Genomic DNA, 17,245 nt, shown 5'->3' on the forward strand with positions numbered 1-17,245 from the left:
GGGAACGACTGAGACGAGCACGGACTGTGGTGTCGTCCGGGCTCATTATGTCGCGGCTGCGCTTACCGGTCGGCGCGCTCCGCGACTTGGCGTAGGTATTCGCGGATCAACTCGGCCAGCCGTCGGTAATTCGTCCAGTGCGCGCGCGGGCCGATGCACGCCCGGCGTTGCTGCGCTGTATTCGGTGCCAAGGGCCAGTGGGTCGTGCATCCAGGAGCCGTCCTTGACAGCGAACCAGCGGTGGAAATGCGTGGACAGCCATCGCGCCCACTCCGGGGCGGAATCGGCATTCAGGGCATCGAGCAGCGCCCAGTCCTCGGCCACCCGGATCGCGGGTGTGCTCGGAGAGCACCAACCTGGGGCGGGGCAGTTTCCGCAGGGCGAGGTCGGCTGAACTCATGTCAGTGCGGATGTTATGGGAAGCGCGTTCGAAGTCGCGGTAGTGGTCGAGCCATCCACCCATCTGGGTGACGACCACTTGCTCGGCGTACTCCGGTGCGGCGGTGAGCACAGCGGCCAGCTCGGCCATCGGACCGCACCCCACCCACCGCACCGGGCCTACGGGATCGAACCAGCCTGTCTCCTTGGCCATCTCCTCGGTGACCGCGATGGTGCGTGCGGCGATTGGCAAGCTCAACAAGATTCGCCGCTCGGACGCCCCGCGGCGGTGCTGTTTGGTCAGCGCCGATAGTTCGGGAGAGGCCAGGGTGGAGATGCTGGCCGCAGCAATGAGGTCGGCGATCCGCTGCAGATATGGCGGCGGCCACTGAGTTCGCCCTGCGTCGCTTTGATGATGCAAGGCGAATCGGATCTCGTTCAGCAGGCGAGTGGGCAGGCTGGCGAGTGTGAGCCGACCATTGGTATCAGCAGTTGAGACCGAATCGAGTGCGGCTTGATCGGTGAGCCATCCGGGCCATGACCGATCGATTCGGTTGGACTGCTTCCAACCCCTCTCAGCGAATCGGACCACGCCGGGAGACACAGGTCCATGCCGATGACTGTCGAAGCAGCGTCAGGGGAACGGTGGAGGCAACTTGTGCACCGGTGGGGCGCTCGTAGATGACGCTCGAGTCGTCCGCGATCAGCCAGCGCCCGCCAGCAGTTGGGGTGTCGGATGACTCCACGTAGATCTCGACTACGTCGGTCCGGTAAGCGTCAGCGGGCGTCGTGCGCACGTCTTCACCGGGGATGCTGGCCGATAAGCGCGCCTGCTGAGCTGACCGCTCGATGCTTCCGCCGTGCTGACGCTTCCCAGATTCGGGCGCGGCGCGCACATCGCGCGCAGCCCTGCCCGGTGTTGCAGGCGGAAGTAGCGCGGCAGCAGGGGAGTGGGTAACGAAGGAACATCCGCCCAGGCGGAGGATCCTCGGTCGAGGATTCGTGGCCTCGGTGCTGGTGCTGGTGCTGGTGAAGGGGTTGGGGTCGCTTCCTTTTCCGGCTCGCTGGTACGGAGGTGCTGCGCCGACCTGACGTGGCCGAACAGGAGCGGTGTGAATCTCTCCAACCCGCGGGGGAACTGACTCCTCGCGGTGAATGAGCCAGTGCTTCCACGTTGCCCGGTGTCGCTGGTGACGAGCGAGTCGGTGGCTGCGCAGCTGCTGAAGGCCGTGCGCGTGAGCGACGTCATCGAGGCTTGTCGGTCCGGGCTGTAGATGCCCGAGGATGTGGTTGATCAATCCGGCGGTGGTGAGGACGGCCAACGCGTTGTATCCGGCGCTGGAACTGATGCAGGCTGCGGCGAAAACGTCGCTGGCAGAGGTCAGCCCACTGTGGGTGATGAGATCGTGCAGGTAGCGGCAGTGCAGGCCTAGGACGGTCCAGGCTGGATGAACGGGTTCGACCCGCGCGCGGTCGATCTGGGTTCGGTCGGGGCAGATGGGACGGTGCCCTTGATGGGGCGTGACCAGGGCGTAGCGGTCGGCAGCGAGTCCGCGGCCGGTGCGGGTACGCAGGATCGGTGCGCCGGGCATATCGCGTAGTTCCCGCAGGACGCCCCACACGGTGGATTCGGGAAGGTCACCAGCGGCAAGTGACAGTGACCGGCCGCCGAACTCGACGACGGGCACCCCGCGCGCGACCTGCCCTCCGACTGCGGAAGCCCACGCCAAGGCCTGCAACACCGCCAACACCGTCCACCGCCGCGGGGACCGAGGCCATTGGGCGTGCACCCACACCGTCGCGGCCGCCAGCCACCGCTGCTGCAGACGCGCCGATGAACGGAGCCAGGGTCTACCCCCTGTGTCTATTCGCTTGTGCGCCACGGACAGGAATTCGGGGACGATGCGGTCGGCCCACCGGCAGGCGGAGATCCAGTCGCGGTGCATCGCGGCGTCGGTGCCTCGACCGTAGCGTCGGTAGGCGTCGGCGAACCCGTGCCAGCTGCCGCCAGCAGCGGGGAGTTGCGCGCGCACGTCGAGGTAGCAGTAGCCGCGCACGACCGCGGCGGCGAGCACGGATTGGCGTGCCGCAGAGCGATCCAACCGGCCCGCGCGCGTCGTCCACCGGCTGTCGGAGGGGGTGGCGCCGTCGCGCGCGAAGTCTTCGATGGTGGGGGAGAGCGGGCTGCGGCGGCGGTATTGCGCGCGCAGCCGCGCACGCTCGCCCTCGCCTTCCCACAACTGCACTTCGCGCGTGATGTCGTCGGCCGCGCGCGGCGCGCGCGGGATCGCGCATGCCCCGCGCGCGGTGCTCGTCTCGTGCGCGGTCCCGGCCACCAGGTGTCGCAAGCGGGCGACGAACCCGGGTGCGGATCGGGTGGTGAGGGCGTCGATAGCGTCGTCGAGGCTGCCGTCGAGTCGGCGGTATCCGCCTTGTTTGCAGCGTGATCCGGGTGGAGTGATGCATCCGGTGGCGGGGTTGAGCATCGGTGTGATGTCCAGGCTGGGCAGCCGCGCGGCCAGTGCGCGCACAAGGGATTCGGCTTGTATGAGGTCGAGGGTGTCACCGAGGGGCAGCGGGATGAGGATGTGGCGTCCGCCGCTGGTGGAGTGGTCGGTGATCGCGCGGCCCCCGGCTTCGCGAACCCATCGCAGGCAACGCTCGACATCGCGAGCAACCGCCACGGTGCCGCCACGGGCGCTGTCGAAATCCAATGCGAGCAGACGGGTCCGGCCGTCCCGATAGATCGGCACCGCCGCGGGCTGGTCAGGCAGTTTACGGGTCAGTGTTCGGGCGCGGTCGTTGTACCCGTCAAGGCTCGAGTTCCACAAACGCATCGAGCGGCGGGCAGCCAGTAGGGGTGCGAGTCGAGCGAACGCTTCGTGCGCGGCCGCCGCCTCGTCGTCCGTCGTCGGCGCGGCGGTGTTTTCGGTAGTTGGGGGTAGCTGCGGGAGTGGCCGGTGGGCGATGGTCGCTGTGCCGTTGGCGGCATTTGATGCCGTGGCAGGGCGTGCGCTACCCTCGGAGGTGCCTTTCATGCGCAACCTTGGGGTTGTGTTTCAGAAGTGCCCTCAGTTGCAGCTGGGGGCCTTCGTCATATCTGGAGTTGTAGTGAGCTGAGGTTCACGAGAGCGCGGGGTACGCGGCTTAGCGTGCGACTAACGCGCGCACCCCGGCCGTCGCTTCAGACGGAGGTGACCGCAGGCCCCACCCCCTGCCTGGATCCGATGCGGAAGCCCATCGACTCCGCGCGACCCACGATGCGATCGGCCGTCGAGCGCGTCCATTTGACCTTCGTGATCTGACTCAGTTCGGTCGCGATTGCGTTGGCGTTCACCCCACGCTCAGCAAGCCGCAGGAGCTCCTCGAGCTCTGTCTCTGGCTTCTGAGTCAATCTGCCGCGCACCAGCTCCCGTGCGATGCGACAGCATTGGTCAGGCTCCGACACGTCGATCAGCACCCGTTCCGGAATCGCCACCCGCTGCTGCTGCAGCGCCTGGTGGTGAGGCGGCGCTTGGACCGAACCCGCGGAAGGTTCGATGGTCGACGCCACCAGTGCAGGAGATGCAGTGGTCTGCGCCATGACCGAAGCGGGGGAGTCGTCCACATGCAGAAGACCAATGGCCTGATCGGCGCCATGATCGCCGTCCGCGCGATCTGTGGAGCCCGACGTATCGTCGAGGACGCCGGTTGGGCTGACCATGTTGATGAGCCGCGCGTAGCGGGCAGCCAGCCAGGCATGCAACCACATCAGGACAACCACCATCACCGGTGCGACCGCATACTCGCCGCCGCGGCCGAAGTCTCCCGCCGCGAGATGAGGACCACTGTTGAGGCCGACTGTCGCGGTCAACAGGCAGGCCTCGAACAGCAGAATCCTGCGGCGCTCGGCCGTCACACCCAGCCGTGCAGCGGTCGCGGCCTGTGCCATCACTTCCAGGATCGGCACCGAGATCATCCCTCGATGCCGAACGGCAGCAGCCACCACGACGCGCCTGCTGGTCCGCCCTCGGGCGCGAGGTTGCGTCCGACGTTCACCGCCGACCACACCAGCCCGACCACGATGACCGCCGGCAGCCGCAACGACGACCACGTCGCGCGACGGTGCAGCATGCCCTCCAACGCATCCGGACTGGTGGCACGACGGCGCTCGGCTCGAGCACGCGCATGCCACCGCAGCTCCTGCTGCTCGCTGGCGCGGATCCGCTCTGCGGTGCGTCGCGAGCGATTCCTTGATGCACGCTCCCGGCGGACCTGGCTCTGGCGATCGCGCCGGTCCCGCGCCCGAATCCATCGGTGAAGTCTCTGCTCGGCGTCAAGTTCGCTCTTGTCGATCGCCTCGTACAGTGCCGGATCTCGCAGAGACGGCAGGCACGCGTTCGCCGCCGTAAGGTGCCGCGCAAGCTCATCCGGATCCAGCGCATCAGCGCGCCGCCCGCGCGGGCGCGGCAGCCACGAACCGCGCCGGCGCTTCCACGTCGGCGCGTCCGCTGACCTGATAGTCGGATCCGTTGGATCCGGAACGGGAGTCATCTCGGGAGGTCCTCCGTGGACGGGGGCAGGAGATTCGGGACCAGAGGGTGCGGCTCCCCGGTCAAGACCGACAGTGCATAGGCCACCTCTTCCCGGGTCGCGCGGGTGTAGATCGAGGTGGCACCGTTGCTGGCGGTATCGGTGTGCCCGGCATATGCCTTCGCGACAGCGTGCCCGAAATTGCGCTCCACCCATGTCAAGGTGGTGTGACGCAGCCAGTGGCACGTGATTCCTTGCTGTTTGACCCATGGAAGCTGCTCACCGATCTGACGCCACATGATGTGAAATCGTCTTTCGCTGATCGGATCGCCATTCTTGTACCGAAATAGTCTTTCGTCAGCTTTGTTGGTGATCAGTCTGCCATTTTGTGCTCGCCGGTTCCGGTCAGTCCGCAAGCGAGCGCGGGATGCGTAATGCTCCACTAGTGCTCGCATAAGGGTTGGTGACACAGGCTGCCAACGCTCGGTGTTACCTTTCTCGCGCAGCCGAACGAGGCATTGGTCCGGATCCAGATCTTGCGGCCGCAAGGCCAGGATGCCGCCCCGCCGGCAGGCGGTTTCGGTGCACATTCGGAGGATCAGTGTGGTGAGTTCAGGTTCATCGCCGTACTCGGCCACGACACGGTTGATCTCCGAGAGGCGGTCGGTCGATATGGCCCCCCGGCTCGAAGAGCGCATCCTTGGCTTGACCAATCGGGCTGCGGGATTGTCCGTAGAACGGATCAGATTGTCCTCGACTGCGTGTCGGTATAGGTAGCGGAGGGCGCTTATTGCCATTCTTGCGATGCCGTATCCGTCGCGATCGGTGCACCGGATGTTGCGTTGCGCCCGAAAGTCGCCGATGAGTTGTTTGAATTCTGTGACAGTTGGCTCATCGAGTCGGCGATCCGGCCATGCCTCGACGATTCTCTTCCAATAGGACATGTAGTTTTTGCGGGTCACGCCGGGTGGCATGGCCGCATAGACGACTGATACATACTCGGCAAAAGTCGGTATGGTTCGTTTCGGCTCAGCCGACATGAGGTCTTCGAGACTTACTCCCAGTCGTTCGAGGAGCAATTGGGCGGTCTGCACTTCGACGCTCGAGGCTGACGGTGTCATCGGCCGCCCCCCGCGGCAGGCGCTGTCTGCCGTTGCCGCGTGATCATCTGATCGACAGCGCCAGGGCCGAACATGAGGAGAATGCCTTCTGCGAGGTGCGCCGCCAAGAGGATCCGATCGGAGGTGTGGAAACCGGCCTTGCGACGGAATCGGGCTGGCATCCGGAGGTCGCCAGCGGCCGTAATCCACAGTTCGGGATCCCCGAAGCTCCCGACGATGACCATCGCGCCCTCGAGCTCATACCCGAGCCGCCTGCCGGGGCGCCAACCAAGAGCAGGTAGAAGTCTCTTCTCGATTACCCTGCCTCCGGCGTCCACACGGCGAACGCTGCAAAGCCACTGCGGCTCATGCCGAGACGGGTGCTGATAGATCGCCGTCAGCGGACGATCATTCCGGTAATTGATCAGTACGGGAGCTGCGTCAAGCCGCGGACTTCCACCGGGCAAGATCGGCGGCAGGATATCGCTCATGCCGACCACCTCCCACGAGCGGACCGCGGACCACAGGTGAACAGCCCTGGGTACAAGGTGTCAGATCCGTTGTAGAGCGCCTGCCAGGTTGCGAGTTCGCTACGGAAAGATGCCCTAACATGCGTTCGATGACACCCTGCGCCGATTCGCCGACCCGAGCGGTGAGCACCTCGTCGTAGGCCACGTCGCGCACCCGCGAGACGGTCAGATACGCCAGCTTCGCGCCGGATCCGACGAACTCCTCCACGAACGGCGTCGCCGGGTCGGTGAGGATCTCCTCCGGGCGTGCGTACTGCTCGACGTGACCTCCTTGGGAGAGGATGAGCACCTTGTCGCCGAGCTTGGTGGCTTCCTCGAAGTCGTGCGTGACGATCACGATGGTCTTGCCGAGTTCCTGCTGGATCGCGATCAGGCTGTCCTGCAGGCGGACCCGGGTGATCGGATCGACCGCACCGAAGGGCTCGTCCATGAGCAGGACCGGCGGGTCCGCCGCGAGCGCGCGGGCGACCCCGACCCGCTGCTGTTGCCCACCGGACATGTCCTTCGGCAGCCGGTCGGCGAAGGTGCCGGGGTCGAGACCGACCAGATCGAGCAGGTATTCGGTGCGTTCGGCGATCCGCTTCCTGTCCCATCCGAGCACCCGCGGGATGGCGCCGACGTTCTTGGCGACCGTCCAGTGGGGGAACAGGCCGCCGGACTGGATGACATACCCGATCGACTGCCGCAGCTTGTCGGGGTCCTCCCTGGTGACGTCGCGACCGCCGATGAGGATTCTGCCTTCGGTCGGCTCGATCAGCCGGTTGATCATCTTGAGGGTGGTCGTCTTGCCGCAGCCGGACGGGCCGACGAACGCGACGATGTCGCCTGCCTCGATGTCGAGGTCCAGGCGTTCGACCGCGGGCTTCTGCTGACCCTTGTAGCGCTTGACGACCGAGTCCAGCTCGATGGACGCACCGGTCACATTGCGCTCGGCGGTCGCCGTGGCGGGCTGACTGGTCACATCGTCGGTCATGAGAGTCCCTTTGCGATCGTGAGGCGTCCGAGCAGGACGAGGAGCGCGTCGAACACCAGCGCGATGATGACGATGAGGATGGTGCCCGTCAGAGCCATCTCGAGAGCGTTCGCGCCACCGAGCCGAGAGAGGCCGTTGAAGATCAGTGATCCGAGGCCCGGTCCCAGGACATACGCGACAATGGCGGCGACGCCGACGATCATCTGGGTGGACACCCTGATGCCGGTGAGGATGACCGGCCAGGCGATCGGCAATTCGACCGTCAGCAGAATCCGCCATCGCGAAAAGCCGATGCCTTGCGCGGATTCGACGACCGAGGCCGGTACCGATCGCAGACCCACGATCGCGTTGCCGATCACCGGCAGCGCCGCGAAGAACGCCAGCATGACGAACGACGGGACCACGCCCAGTCCGAACGGGACCAACAGAATCGCCAGCAGCGCCAGCGAAGGAATCGTCAGCGCCACACGGCTCGAGGTCAGGGATAACGCGGACAACAGCGGGAGACGATAAACCGCCACCGCGATGAGGACGGCGACGACGGTCCCGACCAGGACCGTCTGAAACGCCAGGGAGGCATGCTGATAGGTGAGGAACGCCAGAACCTCCCCCCGTCCCCGGATGTAACTCCACAAATTCACGGGATTCCCATCGTCGGCCGAAGACCAGTCGGTACCTGTCCGCGCGTTGTCATCGGACGCGCGAGCCGTAATAGAGTAATCTATGCTGCTCGTTCGGCTCCGGAGGGCGCGCGGTGTGCGATTCACCCGGCCGCCGAAATGGTGGCCCTTTCCGACCGCTACCGGCAGGGGAACAATGCGCGCGCTCACCCATATCTTCACTCATCAAGAGTTCGCGCCGATCGATCCGAATCGAAGGCATGCGATTTGCGCCATTCGGGCGAATCCGCCCTCGAGCATGTCGCGGATTCCGCCGAACCCTTTGTGCCGCGGCCATGTTTGTGAACTCGAATCATCCGCCCCGATGGTGGGTTATGCCGCGCGCGTCAGTGGGTTGGTGCCCGAGTAGTACTCGGCGTCGCCCGCGATCACGGTGCTCGGCGTGCCGTCGACGCCCACGGGGACCTCCCCGGCGAGCGTGATGCGGGTCAGCTTGCGGTGCTCGCTGCCGTCGTAGTCGTCGACGGCATAGTGCTGCGTGGCGCGGTTGTCCCAGATGGCGACGTCGCCCAGCGCCCAGTTCCAGCGGGTGGTGTGCTCCAGGCGGGTCACCCGGTCCTGGAACAGCCGGAACAGCGCCTGCGACTCATGGCTGGGCAGGCCGACGATCTGCTTCACGAAACACCCCAGCAGCAGCGCGCGTTCACCGGTCTCCGGGTGGATCTCCACCACGGGATGCTCGGTCTCGAAATAGGTGGACTCGAATTCGCGACGGTAGGCCCTGTCGTTCTCATCCGGGCTGTCCTCGACGGTGGCGGCATAGTCGTACTGGTTGCTGTGCCGCGCACGCAGACTCTCGGCCAGCCGTTTCAGCGGCTCCGGAAGCGAGTTGTACGCGGCGACGGTGGAAGCCCAGGTGGTCGAGCCGCCGTAGCTGGGCAGCGACACCGCGCGCAGGATCGATGCCTTCGGGACGCGATCGACGAAGGTGACGTCGGTATGCCACGTGTTGGAGCGCCCGTGGCGGGAATCGATGGCCAAACTCTTCACCCCGGCCGAGGTGATGGTCGGGTGCGGGGTGGTCGGCTGTCCGAGCAGTTGAGCGAACTCGTACTGCCCGTCCTCCGTCAAATGGTGCTGACCGCGAAAGAAGATCACCTTGTGCTCGGCGAGTGCGGAGCGAATGGTGGTGACGGTCGCCGTGTCCAGGTCACCACCGAGCCGGACTCCGTCGATCTGCGCGCCGATGTGGGTACCGAGCTTGACCACTCGCACGGCGATCGCGGAGTCAGCTATGTGATCGGCGGACATACCAGGGCCTTTCGCTCGAACCTGATGATCGAGTCAGAGGAAACCACCCGTGGCACGGCCGGGCCAGGATTACAGTCAGGCAGATCGAAACACGTGATCGCGGTGAGCCGACGGCCGCTCTCGCCGACGTTGAGCCGTGCCCGTGCCGAGCGCGTGATCGCATCGGGTCCGGACACGCCTGAGTATCGATTATGGATGCCGGTGAATCGGGTCGACCCAGTGCAGCTGGTCCCGTGTTGCCGGACGTCCGGGTCCGTCTCCGGGACGACATGATCGTACGTCGAGCGCCCGTCGAGGGTGGTCGGTGATTTCGACCGCCTTGTAGTGCGGAGAGCCGGTCGAAGAGATCGGCCCGGTAGCGGTCACGCGGCGCGACAGGTACTCCGGGAGGTCCGGAGGACGCGCTAGCTCACCGAGCGAAGGCGGTGCAGGGTGGCGGGATCGATGTCGAGGGTCAGCTCGATCGGCCCGAGTTCGGTGGCGATGCGCGCGAATTCCGCGACCCAGCGGCTGACCGGCCCGGCACGGTGCACGAGGCCCCAGTTCAGCGTCGGCCCCTCGGCGATCGGGAGGTACACGGCGTCGCCGCGGTCGTAGTACTTGATCGCTTGCCCGCACGCGAAGGCCACCGCATCACCGGATGTCACGGCCCACAGGACCTCCTCCCGCGTGGGCGCGGGAGCGTCCGAATCCCGCGGGCCCGCCGTCACCGGCGAGAACGACTCCTCCCAGTACTCCGGGATCGGCAATCCGGAGGGAAGGACCTGGTAGTCGGCCAAGTCGGCCAAGGACACCGATGCGCGGCCGGCCAGCTCGTGCGTGCGCCCGACCACCAGCACGATGGGCTCGGTGAACGCTTCGGGTCCCACCCTCAGGTCCGGTTCCCGCACGGGCAGAGCCACCAGTGCCACGTCGACCTCGCCATTGCGGATCAGCCCGAAGGGGTCGTCGATCCGGATCTCGCGCATGCGCAATTCGACATGCGGACAGCGGGTCCGGAACAGCGCGGTCATGGGAGCCAAGTCCTGCCACATCGGCCCCAGCACGCCCAGCGTCAACGTGTCCGGTCCACCACGCGCGGTGTTCGCGGCCGACTCCATGCCTTCGAGGATCCGGCGATAACCCGCTTGGAGGTCGTCTCGCAGCTGTTCGCCCAGCGGTGTCAAGGTCACTTTGCGACTGGTTCGCTCGAACAGGGGAGCGCCGATCCGCCGCTCCTGCTTGGCGATCGTCTGGCTCACCCGGGGTGTGGAGATGTGCAACCGCTCAGCAGTACGCCCGAAGTGCAACTCCTCGGCGAGGGTCAGGAAGATCTCGATTTCGCGTAACTCCACCTGGTCATCGTCCTCATCGTTAACCTCCGGCGCAACCGGCGTTTCGCGATTGCTCGTTGTTCGCGAGGCATCTCGACGGAAGGCTATGAGGCGTAGGAGAAATCAACCAGGCGGGAGAAAAGGTGCACACCAGGATCCGAGACGAGAGGGCACGATCATGGCAGTTGTACGAACGCACCGATACGTCGTCGTGACCGGCAAGCTGGCGCAGCTGCTCGAGCAGCGCACCCGGTTGATCCGGAGCATCCAGGCGGCGAACGCGGCGTTCACCGCAGCAACCTTGATTCGGCAGGACGACGGGTCCTACCTCGACATCTGGCGCTGGGAGTCGGCCGAGGCCATGCGCGGAACAACGCTGGTGCAGAACTTCCCGCTGATCGAGGCGACCGCGACACTGACCACCCACCACTGCGTACTGGACGGCAAGGTACTCGACGAGCGGTAGCCCGCCCGCCGGAACCGTCCGGTTGTCACCCCATCCGTGCCTCTCGCGCGGATTCACCTGGAAAACCATCGCACGAAATCGGTGCCGACCGCCGCTGGGCTGCCGTCGCCGATCGGTCGTGCGCAGAAAAGGAGATCACAATGAACCGCAACAACTGGTACCGGCAGCTGCACCGCTGGATGTCCGTCATCTTCACGGCGACCGTCGTGGTCTGCTTCGTCGCCGCCGCGCTGGGGCTCACCGAATCCGCGATCTGGGTGTTCTATCTGCCGCTGCCCCCGCTGTTCTTGCTCATGGGCACCGGCCTGTACATGTTCGTCCTGCCCTACCGCAGGAAGCGGCGGCCGAGCTCCGCGCTCGCCGCTTCCGGTGGGGTCTCCTCCTGACGGGGTGGTCCACGCTCGGACAGCGTGAGCGGCGGGGCGCCCGGGTACCGGGCGCATCGTGCGGCGGCGGGGCCCGCGGTACTGCTGGCCGAGTGCCGATCGTTCTGCTTCAATCGATATATGTGCAGGTGGATGGCTTACTCGGGTGAGCCGATCCTGGCCGAGGACCTTTTGTTCCGGCCGGTGCATTCCCTGATCGATCAGAGCTTGCACTCGCGTCTCGGCGCCACGACGACGAACGGTGACGGCTTCGGCATCGGCTGGTACGGCGAGGGCCCGCGACCGGCGGTTGTCAAGAATGTCGAACCGGCATGGAACGACCGCAACCTGCGGGAGATCGCAGCTCAGGTGCGCACATCGCTGTTCTTCGCGCATGTGCGCGCGTCCACCGGCACCGCGGTGCAGCGCAGCAACTGTCACCCGTTCCGGCACGGGCACTGGTTGTGGATGCACAACGGAGCGCTGCGCGATTTCCACAGGACCAAGCGCGACCTGATGACGGCGGTCGACCCGGCCCTGTTCACCGATATCGAGGGTTCCACGGATTCCGAAACGTTCTTCTTTCTGGCGCTGACCTTCGGACTCGTCGACGACCCGTTCAGCGCGGTCGCCCGTGCGGTCGGCTTCGTCGAGGACGTCGGCCGCGCATACGGCATCGAGGCCCCGGTGCAGATGACCGTCGCGACCACCGACGGCGAGTCCATGTGGTTCTTCCGGTACTCCAGTGAACACCTCACCCGGTCGCTGTTCTATTCCAACGATGTCGCGAAAGTGCGGGCTCTGCATCCGGAGGTGAAGTCGCTGCGCCAGCTGGGTGAAGACGCGCGATTCGTGGTTTCCGAGCCGCTGCGCGACCTGCCGGGGGCGTGGAACGAGGTCCCGGAATCCTCCGCAGGCGTCGTCCGTACCGGTCATGAGGAAACTCGCCCGTTCCAGCCGATCGCTCCGTGACCCGGAGCCATCGCGGATCATCGGCGTCACTCGTTCGGCACGGTGGACGTCTCCCGGAATCCGGCCTGGTCGCCGCCGTGGTGCGGGCCCTTCCTACCGCGTCGGCATGCCCGAGCGCTCCAGCAAGTGGCTGCGCAGGTGGGCGAGGATCTCGGTGCGTGCGGGCCGAGCCGCCGGGACCAGTCCCGGCATGCTGAGGAAGGCATGCACCGCTTCCGGGTAGCGGGTGAGCGTCACGTCGACTCCCGCTTCTCGCAGTCGGTCGGCATAGGCCGGGGCCTGGTCTTCCAGCGTGTCCAGCCCCGCGGCTTGGATGAGCACCGGGGCGAGTCCCGCGAGGTTGTCGCTCGACAACGGTGAGATCACCCGGGGGTCGAACGATTCGGGCAGCGCAATGCGTTGCACGGCACGGCAATTGGCCGGGGTCGCGGTCGGGCTGTCGGCGTTCTCGGTGAAGGAGGGGTACTCGAAGACCCGGGGGGTCCAGTCCAGCTGCGGGTTGATCAGTACCTGCGCGCGCAGCGGCAGCCCGAGTTCGGCCGCCCTGATCGCGGTGAGAGCCGCGAGGGTGGCTCCCGCGCTGGCGCCGAGCAGGGCGAGCCGAGTGGGATCGGCTCCCCATACGGCGGCCTGGTCGACCAGGCGCGGCACAGCGTCGTAGGCGTCCTCGACGGGTGCGGGCACCTGGTACTCGGGTGCCAGCCGATAGTCGACCGAGATGACTACGGCCGGGCAGTTCACCGCGAGGTGGCTGAGCAGCCAGTCGTCCTGATCCGGTACGCCGCCGATGAATCCGCCCCCGTGGAACGCGACGATCAGCGGCAGCCGCGAACCTCCCCGCGCGGGCTGGTACACGCGAAGGTTCAGCCGACGCCCCGGCAGCTCGAGTACGGAGGTGGTGATCCGCGCGCCTCGGTCGGGCTTGCCGGTGGCGAGCCTGCCCAGTGCGGACCGGCGCTTGCGGTCCTGGGCTGCGCGCAATTCGACGACTTGGTCCGGGGTGATCGAATCCCAGTCCGGCTCGGTCGTGAGCGCGGTCAGGATTCGGACTCGCAGTGGAACTCTGCCTCGCATGATGTGCCCTCCGAACGGTTCGTGATCATCGTCGTCGGCCGCCGTGTTCCCGGCGGCCCAGCGATACCCTGGCAGCTGTGACCGTGGGTGCGCTTTCGGAAATATGCGGTCGGGCGAAGTCGCCGACGGTGTGGCTGCGGCCGGGGCATGTCGGGTACATCGGCCCGGAGCTCGGCGTCGACGTGCATTCCGTCTCGGTCGCGGTGCTCAGCGTCGGCCTGGAGGGGCCCTTCGTCCTGGAGGGGCCCTTCGTCCTGGAGAGCGCCACGCATGGGGAGATGCGTACCGGCAGCTCGTTCGCTCCCGCCCGTGCGGCGCACCGCGTCGTCGCCCCCGAGCGATGGATCCTGCTGCTGTTCGTCGATCCCGCGGGAACGCCCGCCACGGGCATCGCGGAAGAGATGACCGCTACCGCCGGGCCCTACGGTCTGGCCCACCGACGGGAAGCCGAACTCGTCGAGCTGTGCGGTGGAGCCGACGCGGATCCGGACCGGATCTTCGCTCGGGCCACGGCCGGCCCCGCGTCGGTCGCCGATCCGCGGATCGAGTCGGTTGCCGCCGCCATCCGCCGGGACCCGAATCACACCTTTCGTGCCGAGGCGATCGCCGCGAACCTGGGCCTGTCCACCACCCATTTCCTCCGCTTGTTCGCCCAGCGGTCCGGCACCACATTCCGCGGCTATCAGCGGTGGACCCGCGTCATCCACACCTTGCGGGACGCCGCGGCAGGCCACGATCTCACGCGCTCGGCCACCGACGCCGGGTTCGCCACCCCGTCCCACTTCAGCGAAACCTTCCACCACATGTTCGGACTCTCCGCCACCGCACTGCTGCGCTCCGGTGTTCGCTTCGATCTCGGAACCTAGCCTGCGCCTCGATATTCCGCTGATCGCGGACGCTCGGAACGATGCTCTCGGCGCGGTCGGGTCGGCGATATCTCGCCGAGCGTGTGCGGGTTCGGTGGTGTTGTCGCAGGCGTGCACGTGTTCGGTGAGCGCAGCCGAGCGCTGAGGGCTTGCGAGGAGATCGACCGTCCACAGCGGACATGGAAAAGGAAAGGAGCGTATCGGCTCCCTTCCACTCTCAACATATAGCGCACCCGGGGGCTTGCGGCAAGACCCGGGTGGTGCCGCAAAATCGCTGGTCGATGCCGAAACGGTCGTCCGTGTTCGCGTGAACCACCCGGATGTCGAGCGACGAAAAGTAAGGGGCCTATGTCAACGCGAGAGTACGAAGACGAATTGCGGTCCGAGCGAAGCTACGTGACCGCGCTCTACGCGCGACTCGACGCCGAGCGCGCGCAAGTGAAGGGCAGGTACGGCGCGGCGCTGCGGGGCAACGGCGAGACACTCGTGGATCGGGACGCCGAGGTGCGTGCGCTGGCCGAACAGGTGAAGCGGCTCGACGTGGCGGACAACGGATTGTGTTTCGGCAGGTTGGACACCCTTTCGGGGGAACATTCCTATATCGGCCGCATCGGACTGTTCGACGAGGGGAACGAGTACGAACCGCTGCTGCTGGATTGGCGCGCGCCCGCGGCGCGCGCGTTCTATGTCGCCACCGCCGCCAGCCCGGAGAACATGCGCCGCCGTCGCCAGTTCCACACCCGAGGGCGTCACGTGGTCGATTTCACCGACGAGGTCCTCGGCCGTCCCGGTGGTGGCGAGCGGGGAGACGCGGCCCTGCTCGCGGCGGTCAACGCGCCGCGCGGGGCGGGGATGCGCGACATCGTGGCGACGATCCAGTCCGAACAGGACGAGATCATCCGGCTCGAGCACCCAGGGGTGCTGGTGATCGAGGGCGGTCCGGGCACCGGGAAGACCGTGGTGGCTCTGCACCGCGTGGCGTACTTGCTCTACACCCAGCGGGAGCGGATGGAACGCCATGGTGTGCTCGTGGTGGGGCCCAACCCCGCGTTCCTGAACCACATCGGCCGCGTTCTTCCGTCGCTGGGCGAGACGAACGTCGTGTTCACGACCACCGGCGACCTGATGCCCGGTCTGCGCGTCACCGCGGACGACACTCCGGACGCCGCGCGGCTCAAGGGCTCGCTGAAGATTCTGGACGTGCTCGCGGCGGCGGTCGCCGATCGGCAGCGGCTGCCGGAGCATCCGCTGCCGATCGAACTGTCGGACGTCACGGTGCGGATCGACGCCGAGACCGCGGAGTGGGCCAGGGAGGAGGCGCGTGCGAGCGGACTGCCGCACAACGAAGCCCGCGCCGTGTTCGGTGAGATCGTCACGTGGGTGCTCACCGAACGGGCGATAGCCCGGATCGGCCGGGGCTGGCTGACCCGGGAAGACCGTGAGGCATGGGAGAACCTGCGGGCGGACCTGCGCGCGGAGCTCGCGGACGACGACCGGTTCACCGCCGCGCTCGACGAACTGTGGCCGATCCTGACGCCGGAAGCAGTGTTGGCACAGCTCTACGCGTCCCCGGAACGGTTGCGAGCCGCAGGCGCCGACCGGACGTTGTGGCGCGCCGACGGCGCCGCCTGGACGGTGTCGGACGTGCCGCTGCTCGACGAACTGGTCGACCTGCTCGGCCGCGACAAACCGGCCGACCGCGCGGCCGAGCGGCAGCAGCAGGCCGAGGCCGAGTACGCGGCCGGGGTACTGGACATCCTCGTCGACCGCGCGGACCTGATGGACGACGAAGACCATCTGCTCGCCCAGGACCTGCTGTACGCCGAGGACCTGGCGGATCGCTTCCTCGAGCGGGACAGCCGCGAACTCGCCGAGCGCGCCGCCGCGGACCGGGACTGGACCTACCGGCACGTCGTGGTCGACGAGGCCCAAGAACTGTCCGAAATGGACTGGCGGGTGCTGATGCGGCGCTGCCCGGGTCGTTCCTTCACGGTGGTCGGCGATCTCGCGCAACGCCGGTCGGTCGCCGGAGCGACCTCTTGGGGCGCGATGCTGGAGCCGTATGTGCCCGGCCGCTGGGTCTACCGGTCGCTGTCGGTGAACTATCGCACGCCGGCGGAGATCATGACCGTCGCCGCCGCGCTGCTCGCCGAATTCGCGCCCGGAGTCCAGCCACCGGAGTCGGTTCGCGCGTGCGGCGTCCAGCCCTGGTCCAGGCGGGTCACCGAGGACGAATTGCCCACTGCCATCGAAGAATTCGTACGCGACGAAGCCGATCGCGAAGGCACGAGCATCGTGATCGGGCCGCCGGGTGTGCCGGGCGCGGTGGCGGCGTCGGAGACGAAGGGCCTGGAATATGACGCCGTGCTGGTCGTGGACCCGGAACGGATCCTCGCCGAGTGCCCGCGCGGGGCGGCCGAACTCTACGTCGCTCTCACCCGCGCCACACAACGACTCGGCGTCCTGTACCGCGACTCGTTGCCGCAGGCTCTGACCGGCCTCGCCGAAGCCCCTACGCGCGCCGGGCCGGCAATCAACGGTTAGCGCCACGGTTCGTGGCCGCGGTGTCGTAGCCGTTGCTCGTCTCGCCACACCTACGGAGCTGCCCGCGGCGGGCGATGCGGCCGTCGTGGGGCATGCTCGTATCCGCGCGGACGGGTGTCGCGGGCGATGCGTGCCGCCCGGCACGCATCGCGAACATCTTTCCGCCGCTTAATGATCCGCGAGAGTTCAACAGTTCACGCCCGGCGGGCGTCGCACTAACG

At 66.9% G+C, this 17,245-nt stretch carries 15 protein-coding genes; 5 read left to right on the forward strand and 10 right to left on the reverse strand.

From position 1 onward, the window contains the following. Positions 1-106 precede the first annotated feature (106 nt). From IU450_RS34150 to IU450_RS34190, 9 genes are all read right to left on the reverse strand, one after another. Complete coding sequence (locus IU450_RS34150; protein WP_195153845.1) at positions 107-970, reverse strand: hypothetical protein; 864 nt, start codon at positions 968-970, stop codon at positions 107-109. Next, complete coding sequence (locus tag IU450_RS34155; RefSeq protein WP_195153846.1) at positions 954-3,416, reverse strand: hypothetical protein; 2,463 nt, start codon at positions 3,414-3,416, stop codon at positions 954-956. The genes IU450_RS34150 and IU450_RS34155 overlap by 17 nt, the downstream gene beginning before the upstream one ends. A gap of 146 nt (positions 3,417-3,562) precedes the next feature. Next, positions 3,563-4,327, reverse strand: coding sequence for a hypothetical protein (locus tag IU450_RS34160; RefSeq protein ID WP_195153847.1), 765 nt, complete (start codon positions 4,325-4,327; stop codon positions 3,563-3,565). 5 nt (positions 4,328-4,332) lie between these two features. After that, a complete protein-coding gene (locus IU450_RS34165; protein ID WP_195153848.1) occupies positions 4,333-4,911 on the reverse strand; it encodes a hypothetical protein in 579 nt (192 codons plus the stop codon). Further along, positions 4,908-6,011, reverse strand: a complete 1,104-nt coding sequence (locus IU450_RS34170; protein ID WP_083880571.1) for a tyrosine-type recombinase/integrase — start codon at positions 6,009-6,011, stop codon at positions 4,908-4,910. The genes IU450_RS34165 and IU450_RS34170 overlap by 4 nt, the downstream gene beginning before the upstream one ends. A 420-nt stretch (positions 6,012-6,431) precedes the next feature. After that, entirely contained in the window at positions 6,432-7,493 is a 1,062-nt protein-coding gene (locus IU450_RS34175; RefSeq protein WP_228835518.1) for an ABC transporter ATP-binding protein, read from the reverse strand. Further along, entirely contained in the window at positions 7,490-8,134 is a 645-nt protein-coding gene (locus tag IU450_RS34180) for an ABC transporter permease (RefSeq protein ID WP_195153919.1), read from the reverse strand. Before IU450_RS34180 ends, IU450_RS34175 begins: the two co-directional genes overlap by 4 nt. A 351-nt stretch (positions 8,135-8,485) precedes the next feature. Continuing rightward, positions 8,486-9,424 (reverse strand): TauD/TfdA dioxygenase family protein, encoded by a 939-nt coding sequence (locus tag IU450_RS34185; RefSeq protein WP_195153849.1) that lies wholly within the window; start codon positions 9,422-9,424, stop codon positions 8,486-8,488. 404 nt (positions 9,425-9,828) lie between these two features. Continuing rightward, complete coding sequence (locus IU450_RS34190; protein ID WP_195153850.1) at positions 9,829-10,758, reverse strand: LysR family transcriptional regulator; 930 nt, start codon at positions 10,756-10,758, stop codon at positions 9,829-9,831. Positions 10,759-10,915: 157 nt separating this feature from the next. Here IU450_RS34190 and IU450_RS34195 point away from each other — a divergent pair, with 157 nt between their 5' ends. The 3 genes from IU450_RS34195 (at position 10,916) to IU450_RS34205 (ending at position 12,540) form a co-directional block, all read left to right on the forward strand. Then, positions 10,916-11,203 (forward strand): hypothetical protein, encoded by a 288-nt coding sequence (locus IU450_RS34195; protein ID WP_195153851.1) that lies wholly within the window; start codon positions 10,916-10,918, stop codon positions 11,201-11,203. 140 nt (positions 11,204-11,343) lie between these two features. After that, entirely contained in the window at positions 11,344-11,589 is a 246-nt protein-coding gene (locus IU450_RS34200) for a hypothetical protein (RefSeq protein WP_195153852.1), read from the forward strand. A 132-nt stretch (positions 11,590-11,721) separates the two neighbouring features. Continuing rightward, positions 11,722-12,540, forward strand: coding sequence for a class II glutamine amidotransferase (locus tag IU450_RS34205; protein WP_195153853.1), 819 nt, complete (start codon positions 11,722-11,724; stop codon positions 12,538-12,540). A gap of 93 nt (positions 12,541-12,633) precedes the next feature. Here the strand turns inward: IU450_RS34205 and IU450_RS34210 are convergent, their stop codons facing one another. After that, positions 12,634-13,614, reverse strand: coding sequence for an alpha/beta hydrolase (locus tag IU450_RS34210; protein ID WP_228835519.1), 981 nt, complete (start codon positions 13,612-13,614; stop codon positions 12,634-12,636). Between the two features lie 77 nt (positions 13,615-13,691). Here IU450_RS34210 and IU450_RS41085 point away from each other — a divergent pair, with 77 nt between their 5' ends. Beyond that, positions 13,692-14,480 carry an AraC family transcriptional regulator gene (locus IU450_RS41085; RefSeq protein ID WP_195153854.1) on the forward strand — a complete coding sequence of 263 codons (789 nt, stop codon included), beginning with the start codon at positions 13,692-13,694 and terminating at the stop codon, positions 14,478-14,480. 348 nt (positions 14,481-14,828) lie between these two features. Continuing rightward, positions 14,829-17,024 carry an RNA polymerase recycling motor ATPase HelR gene (gene helR, locus IU450_RS34220; RefSeq protein WP_195153855.1) on the forward strand — a complete coding sequence of 732 codons (2,196 nt, stop codon included), beginning with the start codon at positions 14,829-14,831 and terminating at the stop codon, positions 17,022-17,024. Positions 17,025-17,245 lie beyond the last annotated feature (221 nt).

The organism is Nocardia abscessus, from assembly GCF_015477775.1.
Classification (GTDB): Bacteria; Actinomycetota; Actinomycetes; order Mycobacteriales; family Mycobacteriaceae; genus Nocardia; species Nocardia abscessus_A.